This window comes from Rahnella inusitata (genome assembly GCF_965118895.1).
GTDB lineage: Bacteria > Pseudomonadota > Gammaproteobacteria > Enterobacterales > Enterobacteriaceae > Rahnella > Rahnella inusitata_A.
On sequence record NZ_CBCPJJ010000008.1, the window covers coordinates 174,341 to 190,674 of the forward strand.

At 57.3% G+C, this 16,334-nt stretch carries 12 protein-coding genes; 6 read left to right on the top strand and 6 right to left on the bottom strand.

Translation table 11 applies throughout. The annotated features are described in order from the left end of the window. Positions 1 to 94: 94 nt before the first annotated feature. Positions 95 to 1,129: a LacI family DNA-binding transcriptional regulator gene (locus ACMHLI_RS06735; protein WP_413528777.1), complete on the bottom strand. Its 1,035-nt coding sequence runs from the start codon at positions 1,127 to 1,129 to the stop codon at positions 95 to 97. A gap of 270 nt (positions 1,130 to 1,399) precedes the next feature. Between ACMHLI_RS06735 and ascF the strand changes: the two genes are divergently transcribed. The 3 genes from ascF to ACMHLI_RS06750 all read left to right on the top strand — a co-directional run bounded on the left by ascF (position 1,400) and on the right by ACMHLI_RS06750 (position 5,612). Further along, complete coding sequence (gene ascF / locus ACMHLI_RS06740) at positions 1,400 to 2,875, top strand: PTS cellobiose/arbutin/salicin transporter subunit IIBC (protein WP_413528778.1); 1,476 nt, start codon at positions 1,400 to 1,402, stop codon at positions 2,873 to 2,875. 20 nt (positions 2,876 to 2,895) lie between these two features. After that, positions 2,896 to 4,326 carry a 6-phospho-beta-glucosidase gene (locus ACMHLI_RS06745; protein ID WP_413528779.1) on the top strand — a complete coding sequence of 477 codons (1,431 nt, stop codon included), beginning with the start codon at positions 2,896 to 2,898 and terminating at the stop codon, positions 4,324 to 4,326. 206 nt (positions 4,327 to 4,532) lie between these two features. Next, positions 4,533 to 5,612 carry a cellulase family glycosylhydrolase gene (locus ACMHLI_RS06750; protein WP_413528780.1) on the top strand — a complete coding sequence of 360 codons (1,080 nt, stop codon included), beginning with the start codon at positions 4,533 to 4,535 and terminating at the stop codon, positions 5,610 to 5,612. Positions 5,613 to 5,628: 16 nt separating this feature from the next. On the opposite strand, the gene fhuB is transcribed toward ACMHLI_RS06750, so the two are convergent. From fhuB to ACMHLI_RS06775, 5 genes are all read right to left on the bottom strand, one after another. Further along, the gene (gene fhuB, locus ACMHLI_RS06755; RefSeq protein WP_413528781.1) at positions 5,629 to 7,566 is read right to left on the bottom strand and encodes a Fe(3+)-hydroxamate ABC transporter permease FhuB; all 1,938 of its coding nucleotides are present in this window, start codon (positions 7,564 to 7,566) and stop codon (positions 5,629 to 5,631) included. Then, positions 7,559 to 8,461: an iron-siderophore ABC transporter substrate-binding protein gene (locus ACMHLI_RS06760; RefSeq protein WP_413528782.1), complete on the bottom strand. Its 903-nt coding sequence runs from the start codon at positions 8,459 to 8,461 to the stop codon at positions 7,559 to 7,561. The genes fhuB and ACMHLI_RS06760 overlap by 8 nt, the downstream gene beginning before the upstream one ends. Further along, positions 8,461 to 10,812, bottom strand: a complete 2,352-nt coding sequence (locus ACMHLI_RS06765) for a TonB-dependent siderophore receptor (RefSeq protein ID WP_413528783.1) — start codon at positions 10,810 to 10,812, stop codon at positions 8,461 to 8,463. Before ACMHLI_RS06765 ends, ACMHLI_RS06760 begins: the two co-directional genes overlap by 1 nt. 117 nt (positions 10,813 to 10,929) lie before the next feature. After that, a complete protein-coding gene (locus ACMHLI_RS06770) occupies positions 10,930 to 11,964 on the bottom strand; it encodes a FecR family protein (protein WP_413528784.1) in 1,035 nt (344 codons plus the stop codon). Beyond that, a complete protein-coding gene (locus ACMHLI_RS06775; protein ID WP_413528785.1) occupies positions 11,957 to 12,493 on the bottom strand; it encodes an RNA polymerase sigma factor in 537 nt (178 codons plus the stop codon). Before ACMHLI_RS06775 ends, ACMHLI_RS06770 begins: the two co-directional genes overlap by 8 nt. Positions 12,494 to 12,664: 171 nt before the next feature. Here ACMHLI_RS06775 and ACMHLI_RS06780 point away from each other — a divergent pair, with 171 nt between their 5' ends. From ACMHLI_RS06780 to ntrB, 3 genes are all read left to right on the top strand, one after another. Then, entirely contained in the window at positions 12,665 to 13,870 is a 1,206-nt protein-coding gene (locus ACMHLI_RS06780; protein WP_413528786.1) for a nitrate- and nitrite sensing domain-containing protein, read from the top strand. Between the two features lie 279 nt (positions 13,871 to 14,149). After that, a complete protein-coding gene (locus ACMHLI_RS06785) occupies positions 14,150 to 15,412 on the top strand; it encodes a CmpA/NrtA family ABC transporter substrate-binding protein (RefSeq protein ID WP_413528787.1) in 1,263 nt (420 codons plus the stop codon). 12 nt (positions 15,413 to 15,424) lie between these two features. Then, positions 15,425 to 16,327 carry a nitrate ABC transporter permease gene (ntrB, locus tag ACMHLI_RS06790; RefSeq protein WP_413528788.1) on the top strand — a complete coding sequence of 301 codons (903 nt, stop codon included), beginning with the start codon at positions 15,425 to 15,427 and terminating at the stop codon, positions 16,325 to 16,327. The last annotated feature ends 7 nt before the right edge of the window (positions 16,328 to 16,334 follow it).

Sequence of the window (16,334 nt, forward strand, 5' to 3'; positions counted from 1 at the left end):
GGATTTTCTGCGGAAGAAGAGAGGGGGACCGGCGTGCAAAAATGACAAAGCCGCAACGGTGTGCGGCTATTTACCCAGGCGTACGTTGACCGGATCAGGCGTGGTTTTTATTGTGGGAATAAAAAGGGCCGTGAGCCACCGAATCCCGCAAAATAAGGTCAGAGGTAAATGGATTCTTTTCTGATAAATACCCGCCGTCGAGCATCGAAATAATCTGATTTATCACTTCACTGACCATATCACTCACCGGATCTTTTACGCTGGAGAGCGCGGGAATTAAAAACGGCGCGGTCGGAATATTATCAAACCCGATCACCGAAACCGCATCAGGCACTTTAATTCCGGCGTCGCTGAGTTGCTTCATCGCGCCGATCGCCATTTCATCGTTACTGACGACGATGGCGCTGAACGCGTGATCTCCGCCCAGCAGAACACTGACAGCGGCCGCCCCGCTGGCCGGAGACCATTTCCCCTGCACAATCAGGGATTCCCGCACCGGCAGACCGGCGGCGGTTAACGCGTCTTTGTAGCCAGACAGGCGTTCAATAGCCGTCGGGGAATCCATCGAACCGGTTATAAAAGCAATATCCTGATGACCGCGTGCGATCAGTGCCTGCGTTGCCTGATAACTCGATCCTTTATGATCACAATAAATACAGTGGCTCTGATGTTTTCTCAATTTACGGTTCACCACCATCACCGGCTTTTTATATTTATCGATGATCAAATCCATTTCATCGACCGATAAAAAGCGCGGATAAATAATGATCCCGTCGCAGCGTAAATCATGCAAAAACTCAATCGCTTCCTGCTCTTCAGCGGCGCTGTTTTTGCCATCCACCAGGATCAGTTGACGCCCGTTGGCATCCAGTTTTTTGGCTGCCTGTGAGATTAACTCACTGAAATAATTGCCGTTGTACAGCGTATTGGTCACCACCAGTCCGATACACATAGATTTACTGGTCGCCAGATTGCGCGCCAGTAAATTCGGGCGATAGCCGGTTTCTTCAATGGCCCTGAACACCTGATCTTTCGTTTCCTGGCTCACATAGCCTTTCCCGGAAAGCACGCGGGACACCGTGGCTTTGGAGACGCCTGCTCTGGACGCCACTTCCTGCATTGTCGACATCAGGCACACCTGAAAGAGAAAAAATGTTGCGTCATTCTACACATTTCTGCGGATTTTCGCGGATTTCGCCATGCCATGCCTTCTCATGGAGATCGTCATCACAAAAATGAAACAGGGTTGTCACTTTTTATTGAAGTCGCCGTCAGATCTGCACATTCTCGTATGTAACCGGTTACCTATCGTTTCAGAAACACACTTAAAAACGCGTTAAGGCCAATTTTTCGCAAACAGCATCGTTCATAACCCTATGAATCTGAGAGAGTTACCCTCATGTCTAAGAATTTTGCAGCAATGTCGCAGTCGATTATCAGTGCTATCGGCGGCGCAGGGAACGTCGCAGCGGTTACGCACTGCATGACGCGTCTGCGTTTTGTTCTCAACGACGCCTCCCTGGTTGACGGCGAAAAACTCAAAGCCATCACCGGTGTGATGGGCGTGGTGCGCAATGAGCAACAGTGTCAGGTGATCGTCGGCAATAACGTGTCACACGCCTACGCCGAAGTCCTTAAACTGTTGCCGGAAGGGCTCTCTGGGGCCAGCGGTGCGCCGGTTAAAAGCAAACTCACGTTACGACGTATCGGCGCGGGCATTCTCGACGCGCTGATCGGCACTATGTCCCCGCTGATCCCGGCGATCATCGGCGGTTCAATGGTCAAACTGCTGGCAATGATGCTCGATATGACCGGCGTCTTCGAAAAGGGCGCATCAACGCTGGTGATCCTCAATACCATCGGTGACGGCGCGTTCTTCTTCCTGCCGGTGATGGTCGCGGCCTCGGCGGCGGTCAAATTCAAAACCAATATGTCGCTGGCGATTGCGATCGCCGGGGTACTGCTGCATCCGGCATTTATCGATCTGATGGCCAAAGCTGCACAGGGGCAAAAAGTTGAGTTCATCGGCATTTCCATTACGGCGGTGAAATATACCTACACCGTTATTCCTGCGCTGTGCATGACGTGGCTGCTGTCCTACATCGAAAAATGGGTCGATCGCATTACGCCGGTGGTGACTAAAAACTTCCTCAAACCGATGCTGATCATGCTGATTGCCGCACCGATCGCGATTGTGATTATCGGCCCGCTGGGCATCTGGATCGGCACCGGCATTTCGGCGGTGGTGTATACCGTCCACAGCTATCTCGGCTGGCTCTCGGTTGCCATCATGGGCGCGGCATGGCCGCTGCTGGTGATGACCGGCATGCACCGCGTGTTTACGCCAACCATCATTCAGACCATTGCCGAAACCGGCAAAGAGGGCATGGTGATGCCATCGGAAATTGGGGCAAATCTGTCGCTCGGCGGTTCCTCGCTGGCGGTGGCGTGGCGCACCAAAAATCCCGAACTGCGCCAGACTGCCCTGGCCGCCGCGGCGTCGGCAATCATTGCCGGGATTTCAGAACCGGCACTGTACGGTGTGGCGCTGCGCCTTAAACGCCCGCTGATAGCCTGTCTCATCAGCGGATTTATCTGCGGTGGCGTCGCCGGTCTTGGCGGGCTTGCCAGCCATTCGATGGCATCGCCGGGGCTGTTCACCAGCGTGCAGTTCTTCGACCCGTCGAATCCGATGAGCATCGTTTGGGTATTTGGCGTGATGATTCTGGCGATTGTGATTTCTTTCTTCACCACGCTGCTGCTGGGTTTTGAAGATATTCCGGTCGAAACGCCGCAGTCGAAAGAAGACCAGGCCGAAGATGCCACGATTTCCACACCCTTTGCCGCTGCGCAAAGTGCAGTAAAAACACATTGAAGACAGAAGAGGACTTTCTCATGGCAGCATCACCATTTCCTGACGGTTTCTTATGGGGCGGCGCGATTGCCGCCAATCAGGCCGAAGGTGCCAGTTTTGAAGGCGGAAAGGGCCTGACGACGGTGGACATGATCCCGCACGGCGCGCACCGTCTGGCGGTGAAAACCGGGCAGGAAAAGCGTTTTCAGCTCAAAGAAGATGAGTTCTACCCGAGCCATCAGGCAATTGATTTTTACCACCGTTATAAAGAAGACATCGCGCTGATGGCCGAAATGGGGTTCACGGTGTTCAGAACCTCGATTGCCTGGAGCCGCCTGTATCCGAACGGTGACGAGCTGACGCCGAACGCTGAAGGCATCGCGTTTTACCGCGACGTGTTTGCCGAATGTAAAAAATACGGCATCGAACCGCTGGTGACGCTGTGTCATTTCGACGTACCGATGCATCTGGTGATTGAATACGGTTCATGGCGCAACCGTAAAATGGTCGAGTTTTTCGCCCGCTATGCGCGCACCTGTTTTGAAGCGTTCGACGGCTTAGTGAAATACTGGCTGACCTTCAATGAAATTAACATTTTGTTGCACAGCCCGTTCTCCGGCGCGGGTCTGGTATTCGAAGAGGGTGAGGATCAGGAGCAGGTCAAATATCAGGCCGCGCATCACGAACTTGTCGCCAGCGCACTGGCCACCAAAATCGCCCATGAAGTGAACCCTGATAATCAGGTCGGTTGTATGTTAGCCGGCGGTAATTTCTATCCGCGCACCTGCAAACCGGAAGATGTCTGGGCAGCGCTGCAAAAAGACCGCGAAAATCTGTTTTTCATCGACGTACAGGCGCGCGGCGCGTACCCGTCTTATACAAAACGCGTCTTTGCCGAGAAAGGTATCGTCATTGCCCAAGAAGCGGGCGACGACCAGATCCTCAAAAACACCGTCGACTTTGTGTCATTCAGCTATTACGCCTCCCGCTGTGCCTCGGCGGACATGAACGACAACAACAGCAGCGCGGCCAACATCGTTAAATCACTGAAAAACCCGCACATCGAAGCCAGTGAATGGGGCTGGGGCATCGATCCACTCGGCCTGCGCATCACCATGAATATGATGTATGACCGTTACCAGAAACCGCTGTTCCTGGTGGAAAACGGCCTCGGCGCAAAAGACGAGATTAACGCACAGGGCGAAATCAATGACGATTACCGTATCAGCTACCTGCGCGAACACATTCATGCCATGGGCGAAGCCATCACCGACGGTATTCCGGTCATCGGCTACACCTCATGGGGTTGCATCGATCTGGTGTCGGCTTCCACCGGCGAAATGAGCAAACGCTACGGCTTCGTTTATGTCGATCGTGACGACAGCGGCAACGGCACGCTGGAAAGAAAAAGGAAGAAATCGTTCTGGTGGTATAAGAAGGTGATTGCCAGTAACGGGGGAGGTTTGGCGTAGGAGAAGGCGAACCTTAACGCTGGCTGTACCGGTCGCGCGCCTGTCCGCAGACTCGTGGAAGCCTTACATCACTGGCCGCCATAACATCATGTTTGGCGGCGTTTGCGTATCCATGTTCGCGACGCAATTCACAGGCTTACCCCCGGACATCGCCCATACTCTTACCCCAGATTGCGGTTAACGTATTTTCACGCAGGGAGAAGGATATGAAAGAACAATGGAGTCAACAGCAGGCGGCAGAATGGGGAAAACAGCAAGGCTGGATCTGCGGATTTAACTATCTGCCGCGCACGGCGGTGAACTGGACGGAACTCTGGCAGCGAGAAACCTTTGATGCGGCGACCATCGATCAGGAACTCGGCTGGGCGCAAGAGGCGGGCTACAACCAGCTGCGGATTAATCTGCCGTTTATTGTCTGGCAGGGGGATCGCAATGGCCTGCTGGCGCGCATCGATCAGTTTCTGAGCCTCGCCAGTCAGCATCAGATAGCGGTGATGCTAACGCTGATGGATGACTGCGGATTTTCCGGTGATGAACCTTTCCCCGGGCCGCAAAAAGCGCCGGAACCCGGCAAGCATAACAGTCAGGCGGCGGCCAGTCCCGGACGCGATGTGGTATGCAACACCGACATGTGGCCGGAAGTAGAACGGTATGTGCGCGACGTGATCCGCCATTTCCGCACTGACCCGCGCATCGCGATTTGGGATTTATATAACGAACCGGGTAATCGCGGCACTTTTGCCACCGGGCTGGATGAGGTGATGTACGATGAAAAGCTGGAAGTGTTTGCGCTGGAACTGATGCAAAAGGCGTTTGTCTGGGCGCGGGAGGAAAATCCTGATGCGCCGCTGACCGTCGGCGCATGGCATCTCTCGCAGGATCCCGATCAGCCGGAAAGCGAGTTCTTCGCCCATCCGATAGACGTCGCGGCGGCAGAGCTTTCGGACATCATCAGCTTCCACGCCTACGTGGCGACGCCGAAAATGCTTCAGGTGCTGCGTTTCTGGCAAAAATTCCACCGTCCGGTGCTGTGTACCGAATGGCTGGCGCGCCACGTCGGCAGTGTGGTCGAAGAACAGTTGCCGCTGTTTTGCGCGCTCAACGCCGGCTGCTATCAGTGGGGGCTGGTGCGGGGTAAAACCCAGACCACGCTGCCGTGGCCCTCAGTGCGCAAGGGCAATCAGGATTACGCCCATCTCTGGTTTCACGACGTGCTGGATGAGTACGGAATTCCGTTCCGGCGTGCCGAAATGGATCTGGTAGGGCGTCTGACGCGCATGAAATAATCCACCCCATATCAGCTTAACGCTGCATGCTTCCCGATTTCATCAGCAGCCATAAAAACCAGGGTGCGCCGATCAGGGCGCAGAGTAACCCGGCGGAAACCGGCCACGGCCAGGCGATATTTCGACCGAGCCAGTCGGAGATCACCATCAGCAAACCGCCATACAGCGCCGCGACCAGGCACTGTGACCGGAAATGAAACGCGCCGCTGTAACGCGCCAGCTGCGGCGCAATCAGTCCGACAAAACTCAGCGGGCCGATAAGCAAGGTGCCGCCCGCCGTCAGCGCCGCCGCGAGCAGTAAAATCAGCATATTGCTGCGCCGAAGCCCGACGCCCAGCGCCCGTGCAGTCGGATGCCCGAGGCTGAGCAATTGCACCCAGCGTTGTAACAGCAACGCCAGCGGGATAAGCACCAGCGCCTGACCCGCGCCCCACAATGCACGATCTGCGGTGATACCCGCCGTGGAGCCGGTACTCCAGTTGAGCAGCATCATCGCGCGCGGATCGCCGCTCATCAGCAGCAGCATGCTCAGCGCCATGCTCAGGTTAGTGAGACACAATCCGACCATCACCATGGATTGTGGCTGAAAGCGCGAACGCAGCCCGAACATAAACAGCAGGCTCGTCGCCAGCAAACTGCCCGCCAGCGCTGCCGGAAACAGGTTTGCCAGCGGCTGATTGAACAGAATTACCATCAGCACTACTACCAGCGAGGCACCGCTGCTGATGCCGAGCAATTCAGGGCTGGCAAGCGGATTGCCACTTTGTCGCTGGATCAGCACGCCCGCCACCGCCAGCATCGCACCTGCGCTGAGTGCACCGAGCATTCGCGGCCAGCGCCATTCCAGCAGCGGCCAGAACGCGGACGCCTCCGGTGACCGGTTGAGCAACAGCGAGACGGCGATCCCCCCCAGCAAGATCAGCAGTAATCCTGCCAGATGTGCGCGTGTCAGTACTCTGCCGGGCGGCGCGCTGAAAGGCGACGGCGTGATCAGCGGATTGCGCTGGCGGAACAGCAGAACCAGCATCAGCGGTGCGCTGAGTAAGCCCGACAGCGCACCGGTCGGTAAATCCCCACCGGCAGGCGAGAGAAATTGCGCCAGCTGATCGACCAGCGTCAGTAACAACGCCCCACAGAGCGGTACCCACAACAGTTGATACCGGAATTGCCGTATGCCCGTCAGGCGGATCAGGGCGGGCGCGGCCAGCCCGATAAAACCGATAATCCCAATCTGACTGGTCACCAGTGCGCTGAGCGCCACGGCAACGGCGAGGGTAGCGATCCTGACTTTTATCACCGACACGCCGAGTGCCACGGCGCTTTGATCCGACAGGCCGATCAGCATCAGTGGCCTCGCCAGCAGGGCGCTCATCGCCATCAGCGCCAGCACCGGCAGCAGCAAAAACTGCGTGGGTTGCCAGCCGCTCTGGCTGAGTGAACCGGCCTGCCAGCTGAATAAATCGCTGAGATAATCGTGATTGAACAGCACCATCAGCGTGTTGATGGCGTTACCGTACAGGCTGATCACCATGCCGGTAAGGATCACTTTCAGCGGATCCAGCCCCTGCCGGGCAATCAGAAAATAAAGTCCCAGCGCGGTCAGCGCCGCGCCCGCCAGTGCCAGATTGGTCAGGCCAAAGAACAATAAACCGGGGAACACAATGATGCTGGCGGACATCGCCAGATTGGCACCGGCGGCAATGCCGAGCGTCGCCGGTTCGGCCAGCGGATTACGCAGCACCTGCTGAAAGAGCAGTCCTGCCAGCGCCAGCGCCATTCCGGCAAGGATACCTGTCGCCAGTCGTGGCAGAAAACTGTAATGCAACAGCAGGCTGGCGGTGGCCGGTGAATTAAGTTGGAGGCGCGAAAGGTTACTGAACAGCAAAAACGCACATATCAGCATCAGTGACAGGGCCAAAAGCCACGGAAAGACGAAACGGGAAAGTTTATGCATGGCGATTAACCTCGCCGGGCACCGCCGTGATGTGCTGCGCCAGACTGACTGCCGTAGCGAGCCCGCCAAACGGGAAGAAGTGTGACAGTTCGCGCGCGCGGCCAGCGGCGACCAGCGGCAACTGTTGCCACAATCCCTCCGGCTGGCGCAGTCGGGAAACGCGGGTCAGCGTGGTCGGCAGTTCGGTGTAAAACAGCCAGTCGGCCTCTAAAGAAAGCAGCTTTCCGACGCCGACGTTAGCGGTGCCCATCGCGCCCACCGGCAGCGTCCACGCATTGCGCAGTCCGAGTTGTGTGAGAAGCGCATCGGGCAGGCTGTTCGCGCCGTAGACCGTCACGTATTTACCATCCTGGCTGCGCACGGCGACCAGCACTCGTTGTCCTTCTGCCGGTTTAAGCCGTTGTTTGCATTGTGCGATGGCGAGATTAGCGTCATGGATTATCTGAGCCGCTTTTTCTGTTACACCGAGTGTCGATCCCAGTTCGCCGGTAAACGCCAGCAGCGTCTGCCAGAGCGGACCGGCGGGCGGATAGACCGACACCACCTGCACGGGTGCGATGCGGCGCAGGCTGTCGAGCATGGCGGGGGCGAGCATATCGCTCAGGATAAGCGTCGGCCTGAGCGCGGCGACCAGTTCGAGATTCGGCTCCCAAAAGGGGCCGATATCTTGAACACTGGCCGGTAAAACGGGCGTGGCGATGCGACGGCGAAAATAGCCGCCGTCGGAAACCGCCAGCGGCGTGATGCCCAGCGACAGCAGAGTTTCTGCGGCCAGCCAGTTGATGGCGACGATGCGGTGAGGCGAGGGCGCGGCCAGCGCCGCCGGTGCATTTAGCAGCGGCAGCGCCAGCAACGCCTTCAGGCAGTCACGACGGGTGAGTAACAGACCTGACATCAGAAGCTGTATTTCAGCGAGCCGATGAACGTGCGTTCCTGTCCCGGATAACAGCTGGTGTCGTCGTCACAGGTGCCGACATAGTCGTGATCCAACAGGTTCTGAATGTTAAACCCGACGGATACATGTTTATTCACCTGATATTTCGCGCCCGCATCCACCAGTGCGAAGTTTTTCACCGGCACCGTATTGGCATTATCGCCGTACATACTGCCGACATAACGCACGCCGGTGCTCAGCATCAGGCCATCCAGTACGCCCTGATGAAAGCCGTAGTTCAGCCAGGTGGAGGCCATATGTTTCGGCACGTTGGCCTGCTCGTTGCCGCGATCGCCGTTGTTGCTGGCGGTGATTTCGGTTTCGGTATAGGTGTACGACGCCAGCACATCGAGATTCTGCGTCAGTTTCACCGTGCTTTCCGCTTCGATCCCGCGTGAGCGGACTTCGCCGGACGCCACCTGATAACCGGTGATCACGTTGTTGACGATCTCGTTGGTCAGCACGTTGCTTTTGGTGATATCAAACGCGGCCAGCGTCAACAGCATGCTGGCGTCCGGCTGATATTTCACCCCGACTTCATACTGGTGCGCCTTGCTCGGATCGAACGTGCGGTTTTTGCTGTCGGTACCGCTGTTAGGCACAAAGGATTCAGCGTAGCTGATGTACGGCGCGAGGCCATTTTCGGCCAGATAGGTCAGCCCTGCACGACCGGTCCAGGCACTTTTATCCAGCCAGCTGGTGTTGTCGTTCAGATTATTTTGCGTGCGCATGCTGATGTCATCGTGGCGACCCCCTAAGGTGAGCAACCATTTTGGCGTCAGTGATATCTGATCCTGCATATACAGGCCGAGCTGCGCGGTGGTCTGATCATTATTGTTCAGCGCGTAGGTCGGATCGGCGATGTTCAGGCCATATACCGGATTGTAGATATCCAGCGTCGGTGCGACCGCACCGAAACGTTTGGCATTGCCGTCAAGGCGGCTGTAATCAAGTCCGGTTAACAGGCGGTGCGTGACGGAGGCGGTCGAGAAATCGGCCTGCAACTGGTTATCGAGGTTGAACGCATTCATGTGTTCATCAAAACGAATGGCGTTGCGCGATACCGTGCCGGTGGTGAAATTGACCGAGCCGGGCAGCAGGTTATTGAGAATGGTGTCGGTTTGCCCGTAACGCACATTCTGGCGGAACTGGAACGTATCGTTGAACTGATGGCTCAGCTCATAGCCGAAGGTGAACTGTTCCTGACGAAAACGGTTGTAGCTGTAATCGCCCAGCAGGGTATCCGTGACTTTTCCGCCTGGTTTGGTCAGCACGGCGATGGTGCCGCCGGAAGTGTCTCGCAGATAATCGGCACGCACGGTCAGGCTGGTGTCGGCATCCGGTAACCAGGTAAAAGAGGGCGCGAGGTACACGCGGTTGTCTTCCACATCCGGGCCGTCGCGGTACTGAAACTGGGTATCGCTGTCGCGGGCAACGCCAATCACGCGATACAGATAGTGGCTGTCGTCGTCAATTTTGTCGCTCATATCAAACTGCGCCTGACGGCGGTTGAAATTGCCCAGCTCCAGTTCCACATCGTGCACGCCCTGTGCAGAGGGCAGTTTGCTGACGCGGTTGACGATCCCGCCCGCATCTCCCAGACCAAACAGGGTGGACGACGGCCCGCGCACGATATCAATGCGTTCCAGCGCATACGGTTCGGTGCGGAAATAGCTGTAACTGTTGTTGAGCTGGCGCAGCCCGTCGCGGTAATCGTTGGTGGTCAGGGCGTTGAATCCGCGGATGTAAATCCAGTCATAGCCCTTAGGATCGACGCCGTAGGTTTCGGTTTTAACGCCCGGCACATAACGCAGCGCTTCGGTGACGCTTTGCACGTTCTGTTGATCCATACGTTCGCGGGTCACGACCGAGACCGACTGCGGCACTTCCAGCAGCGGCGTGTCGGTTTTGGTGGCGGAGCTGGTTTGCTGCGGCACACTGGAATACGGGCTGGATTGTCCGGTGACGGTCAGGGTATCGGCTCCGGCAGGCTGCGGCGCGACCACCACGGTGCCATTGTCGATGCTGTAGCCCAAACCGCTGCCGCCTAACAGGCGGGCGAGCGCGGCCTCCAGCGTCATCTCTCCCTGCACCCCGGGCGCATTTTTATTGGCGACAGAGGCGGGTGCGGCAATCAGCTGCACACCAGCCTGCTGCGCCAGTGCATTCAGTGAAGTGATCAAAGGCTGTGCTGGCAGCGAGACGTGCAGCGCGGCGGCCTGCGCCACGGCGAACGGTGAACAGACGCCTAACGCCAGTGCGGCGAGGCCGGATTTAACGCGGGCACCCTGATAGAAAGTAAAAATGGTCATGCAATTTTCCCCAGAAATAAATCAAATAAGAATCATTATCCTTTCTGAAGACGAGACAGACGCCAAAACCCTGACGTCGTCTTGTGAATATTTTTACTTTTTTTTTACGCAGGCAGATCAGCGCTTCTCGATCCGGGTTTCCCCCGCCTGGGAGGTGATCTTCACCGGCAGCACTTTCGGCAGTGCGCGGGCAAAGCTGTCAGGGCGATGCACGTTGAAACTGCCGCTGACGCGCAATCCGGCGACGTCGGCGGAGGCCGGTCTATAAGGCATGTCGCCGTAGCGGGAAAATTCAGCCAGCGCCAGATCCAGCGGCGTATTGTTGAAATTGATGCGCGACTGACGCCAGTCGGCGATGGTGTCCGGTGCCACCGGCAACTGGCGGGTCAGATTACCCCGGGCGTCGCTGGTCACCCGCTGAGTGGCGCGCAGCACCATCAGATGCCGGTCATGGGCGTTCATATCCAGCCGTGCCATCGCCCGCCAGCGGACATCGTCCAGCCAGGCGCGCGGACCGACGCGCACCGCGCCGCTGCCGACCGCGACGTCTATGCCGTCGCCGCTCATCGACTGCGGGATATAGCGCACGCTGAACTGAGTGCCCAAAACGGTGACGCGCGACGGGCCGCTCAGCACCACAAACGGCTTATCTTCCAGATGCTGAACCTGAAACCAGACCTGACCTTTGCTCAGCGTAACTTCCCGCCGCAGCGGGTAATACGCCACCTGAATTTGCGTTTCGGCATCAAGGTTCAGCACGGTGCCGTCGGGCAGGGTGATCTGCTGAGTTTCACCGCGACCGGTATGCAGTTGGGTGGTCATCACCGGCGGCGCGACATACTGCCACGCAGGCCAGATCAGCACGGCGCACAGGGCGGCGGCGATGCAGGCACTTTGCCAGAAGGCGCGGCGCGGTATTTTCTGCGGCGCAGAAGGCAATGAAGCCCGCAGGCGCGCAACGTTTTCCTGCGGTAAATCCCCGACGCGCTGCCACAGCTTCTGCATGGACTCATAACACGCGGCGTTGCCCGCCTGTCCCAGCCATGCCCTAAATTCCCGCTGCTCGCCGGCGGACAATCCGTCCTGCTGGCGGGTCAGCCAGCGTGCGGCCTGTTCTTCTGGCGACATTTGCCCGGTAATGGCGCTATTCATTACGGCCATCCTTATTTTTGTGACTGGCGTTCCTGCCGCTGTGCTCCTGCTGCCAGAGATCGTTACTGCTCCGGCAGGCCAGCATGGCGCGAATAATATGCTTCTCGACCATGTTGATGGAAATGCCCATCTGACGGGCGACGTCTTTCTGCGACAGCCCGTCAAAGCGGTGAAGAATAAAGGCTTCGCGGCATCGCGGCGGCAAGGCTTCGATAGTGTTGGTCATCAGCTCAGTATACTGATTTTCTTCAATTAATTCGTAAGGCTGAAGATAAGAGGGCGCAGCAAAATGCTCCGCATCCGTTTCTTCCGAGGCGTCAGCAGATGAAATCTCCGGGCGACGATAGTGATCGACCAGCAAATTTTTAGCAATGCGGTACAGCAGGCTGCGGTGCGATCGGACAGGCTCCGTCACCGTCAGCGCCCGGATAAACGTTTCCTGCGCCATGTCTTCTGCATGTTCGCGGTCACGAAGCTTCCGGTTGATAAACCGATATAATTCAGTGTAATACTTCTCGAAAGCAGGCACTTGATTCTCTGAGGATGATAGCGATGAGGCGTATATTACGCACAAACCGCCGGTAAGTTCATTCTTAAATGATAATCATTCTCGAAATAAATATACCCGATCTGAACATTTCCCCACCCGGCACACTTCTTGCACTCTCCTTTTTATTCTTCTTCTGCTCAGGTTTTTACCATGACCTTTAACGCTCTCGATTTTGTACTGGCCTCTAAGAGAAGTGAAATCGCCGGCCTGCAACAGCTGTTGCAAATGGGCAAGCTGGTGGGCGCGGTCAGTCAGCTGATTCACGTTCTGCAACGCGAACGGGGAACGGCCAATATCTATTTGTGCTCGCAGGGTGAAACCTGGGGGGCTCGTCTGAGCGAACGGGCGTTTCAGGTGCAGGGGGCAGAACAGGAGGTGAACCGGCAGCTTACCGCGCTGGATCTGAACGGCCCGGCACTGGCGAATGCGTCGCGGTTATTCAGTCGCATTGCGGCCGTATTACACAGCCTGAGTACCTTGCCGACTTTGCGCCAGCAGGTTCAGACGCTGAGCATCAGTCAGCCCGAAGCAATGAGCCGCTACAGCGCGGTGATCCGCACTCATCTGGCGCTGGTGTTTGAGGCCGCGGATACCTCCGGCGATCCTTCGGTATCACGGACGCTGCTCGCCATGTTCAGCTTTATGCAGGGGAAGGAGCTGGCCGGGCAGGAGCGTGCGCTGGGTGCGGCGGGCTTTACCGCGCAGCACTTTGATGATTCTGCGCACCAGCAACTGGTGGAACTGATTGAAGGTCAGGAGCGGTGTTTTCAGACCTTCACGGAATTTGCTGATGCGCGCGCGCTGGCGCTATGGCAACAGCAGCTGTGTGCCGACAGCAGCGAGTTCGAGCGTTTTCGACGTATCGCCTGTACCCGTGCAAAGCCCGCCGATGAAGCTTTGCGCTGGTTTGACGTGACCACTTCGCGCATTGATGGCATGAAAATCGTCGAAGATTTGCTGGAAGAGATCCTGATGGAGTGCTGCCGTCAGCGCATCCGTGACGCGGAGATCGCCGGAGAATTACAGCAGCAGGAGATCGACCTGATACCGCGTCAGGACAGCCATTATGCGGCGTTGATCCCACCGCAGCTGAGCCGTTCTGTCCTTGAACTGGTCGAGCAGCAGTCCCGTCAGCTACAGGCGCTGGACGCCGAACTGGCCGGGCTGCGCACCACGCTCTCCGACCGCAAGCTGGTCGAACGTGCCAAGGGTCTGCTGATGCAGCATCACGGCATGACTGAGCCACAGGCACATAAGACCCTGCGTGATCTGGCGATGAACCAGAACAAAAAATTGTCCGAGATAGCCGAAGCCATGCTCTCGGTGGAAGGGGTGATGGCCAAATCTCGCCGATAACCCTTTAGGAGTAGCTGCACTCTGTGTGTGCCATTGTGATGTGCATCACGTGCTGTGGCGGTGCAGCACCGGACGGCACTGCGCGTCGGAACGGCCTGATTGACTGATTTTAAAGCGTGACAGCAAGTTGGCACACAAGCTGCATTATTCTACCTACATAAGCACTAAGCCAATGGCGGTTTAGTCAGCATTTCGGATAAAGGCGTCCGTTAGCGTTCAGGAAACTGAGCGCTAACCGGACGCTTTTTTTTGCTTAATTTCTATCAACAGGAAGCTGTAATGACGCAAAACAACAACACATTACCGGGTCGATTTTCCCGCCGCCGCTTTCTGGCAGGCAGTGCAGCACTGGGCGGCAGCATGATGATGCCGGGCTTTATGAACAGCGTCTGGGCTGCGGGTTCCGATGCGCCGGAGAAAAAAGAGATCCGCGTAGGCTTTATTCCGCTGACTGACTGCGCCTCCGTGGTGATGGCAGCGGTCAGGGGGTTTGATGAGAAGTACGGCATCAAAATCATTCCGAGCAAAGAGTCCAGCTGGGCGTCGGTGCGCGACAAACTGGTCTCCGGCGAGCTCGACGCCGCGCACGTTTTGTACGGGCTGGTGTACGGATTGCAGCTCGGCGTGTCCGGCCCGCAGCACGACATGGCGATGCTGATGACGTTAAACAACAATGGTCAGGCGATCACGCTCTCCAGTCAGCTGAAGCAGGCCGGTGTCACCGATGCGGCCTCGCTGAAAAAAGTGGTCGATGCCAGCGCCAAAGGAACTTACACCTTTGCACAAACATTCCCGACCGGCACGCACGCCATGTGGCTTTACTACTGGCTGGCGAACGCCGGGATCCACCCGTTTAACGATGTGCGCAACGTAGTCGTGCCACCGCCGCAAATGGTGGTGAACATGAAAATCGGCAATATGAGCGGCTACTGCGTCGGTGAGCCATGGAACCAGCGCGCCATTCTCGATGACATCGGTTTTACCGCCGCCACCACGCAGGATATCTGGCCCGATCATCCGGAAAAAATACTGGGTACCACCTCCTCATGGGTTGCCGCCAATCCCAATGCTGCACGTGCGCTGACCGCTGCGGTGCTCGACGCCTCCCGGTGGATCGACACCAGCGACGATAACCGCAGGGAAACCGCGCAGGTTGTGGCGGCGCGCGCTTACATCAACACCTCCGCAGACACCATTTCCGGACGGATGCTCGGCGAATACGACAACGGGCTGGGCAAAAAATGGAAAGACGCCCACAGCATGCGGTTCTTCAACGACGGCGCGGTCAACTATCCGTATCTCTCTGACGGTATGTGGTTCCTGACGCAGCACAAACGCTGGGGCCTTCTCGATGCCGATCCGGACTACCTGGCGGTCGCGAAAAAGATCAACCGCAGCGACATCTACAAACAGGCAGCCACGGCGGTGGGCGGCATCAATCTGCCTTCCGGCGATATGCGCAGCAGCACGCTGTTTGACGGGAAAGTCTGGGACGGCAGTCACCCTGCTGAATACGCCAACAGTTTTGCCATGAAACGCTAAGTGAGGCCGAAAATGTCTGTGAACTCCAAAACCAACGTCGTCGCGCTGGCCGCTGAGCCGGAGAGTGCGGAAATTCTTCCCCTGAAAACTGCGCCCGCCGCGCCACGGCCAAAATCGCATCAGGTCGGTAAAGCCCGCGAATTGCTGCGCCGCGCGACGCAAAAAGCGGTGCCTGCCGTTCTGGGTGCCGTCGTGCTGATTGTGCTCTGGCAGATTGCCGCGCTCAGCAGCAAAGGTTTTCCGACGCCGCTGAAAACCTGGGAAGCCGCGAAAATCATTTTTGCCGATCCGTTTTACATCGACGGACCCAATGACGTGGGCATTGGCTGGAACGTACTGGCGTCGCTCAAACGTGTGGCGATGGGGTTCGGGCTGGCGGCGCTGGTCGGCATTCCGGCCGGATTCCTGATTGGCCGCTTCCGGTTTATCGCCAACATGCTTAATCCGATTATTTCGCTGCTGCGCCCGGTCAGCCCGCTGGCCTGGCTGCCCATTGGTTTGCTGCTGTTTCAGCGTGCAGAACCGGCCTCGGCGTGGACCATTTTTATTTGTTCGATCTGGCCGATGATCCTCAATACCGCCGAAGGCGTGATGCGCATTCCGCAGGATTACCTCAACGTCGCCCGCGTCCTGAAACTCAGCGAGTTTACCGTGATGCGCAAAATCCTGTTTCCCGCCGTGCTGCCGTACATCCTCACCGGCGTTCGCCTGTCGATCGGTATCGCATGGCTGGTGATCGTCGCGGCAGAAATGCTGACCGGCGGCGTGGGCATCGGTTTTTGGATCTGGAACGAATGGAACAACCTCAACGTGGAAAACATCATCATCGCGATCCTGCTGATTGGCGTGGTGGGCATGGTGCTGGAGCAGGGGCTGATGGCCATTGCCCGCCGTTTTAGCTACGAAAACCGTTAGGAGCCTG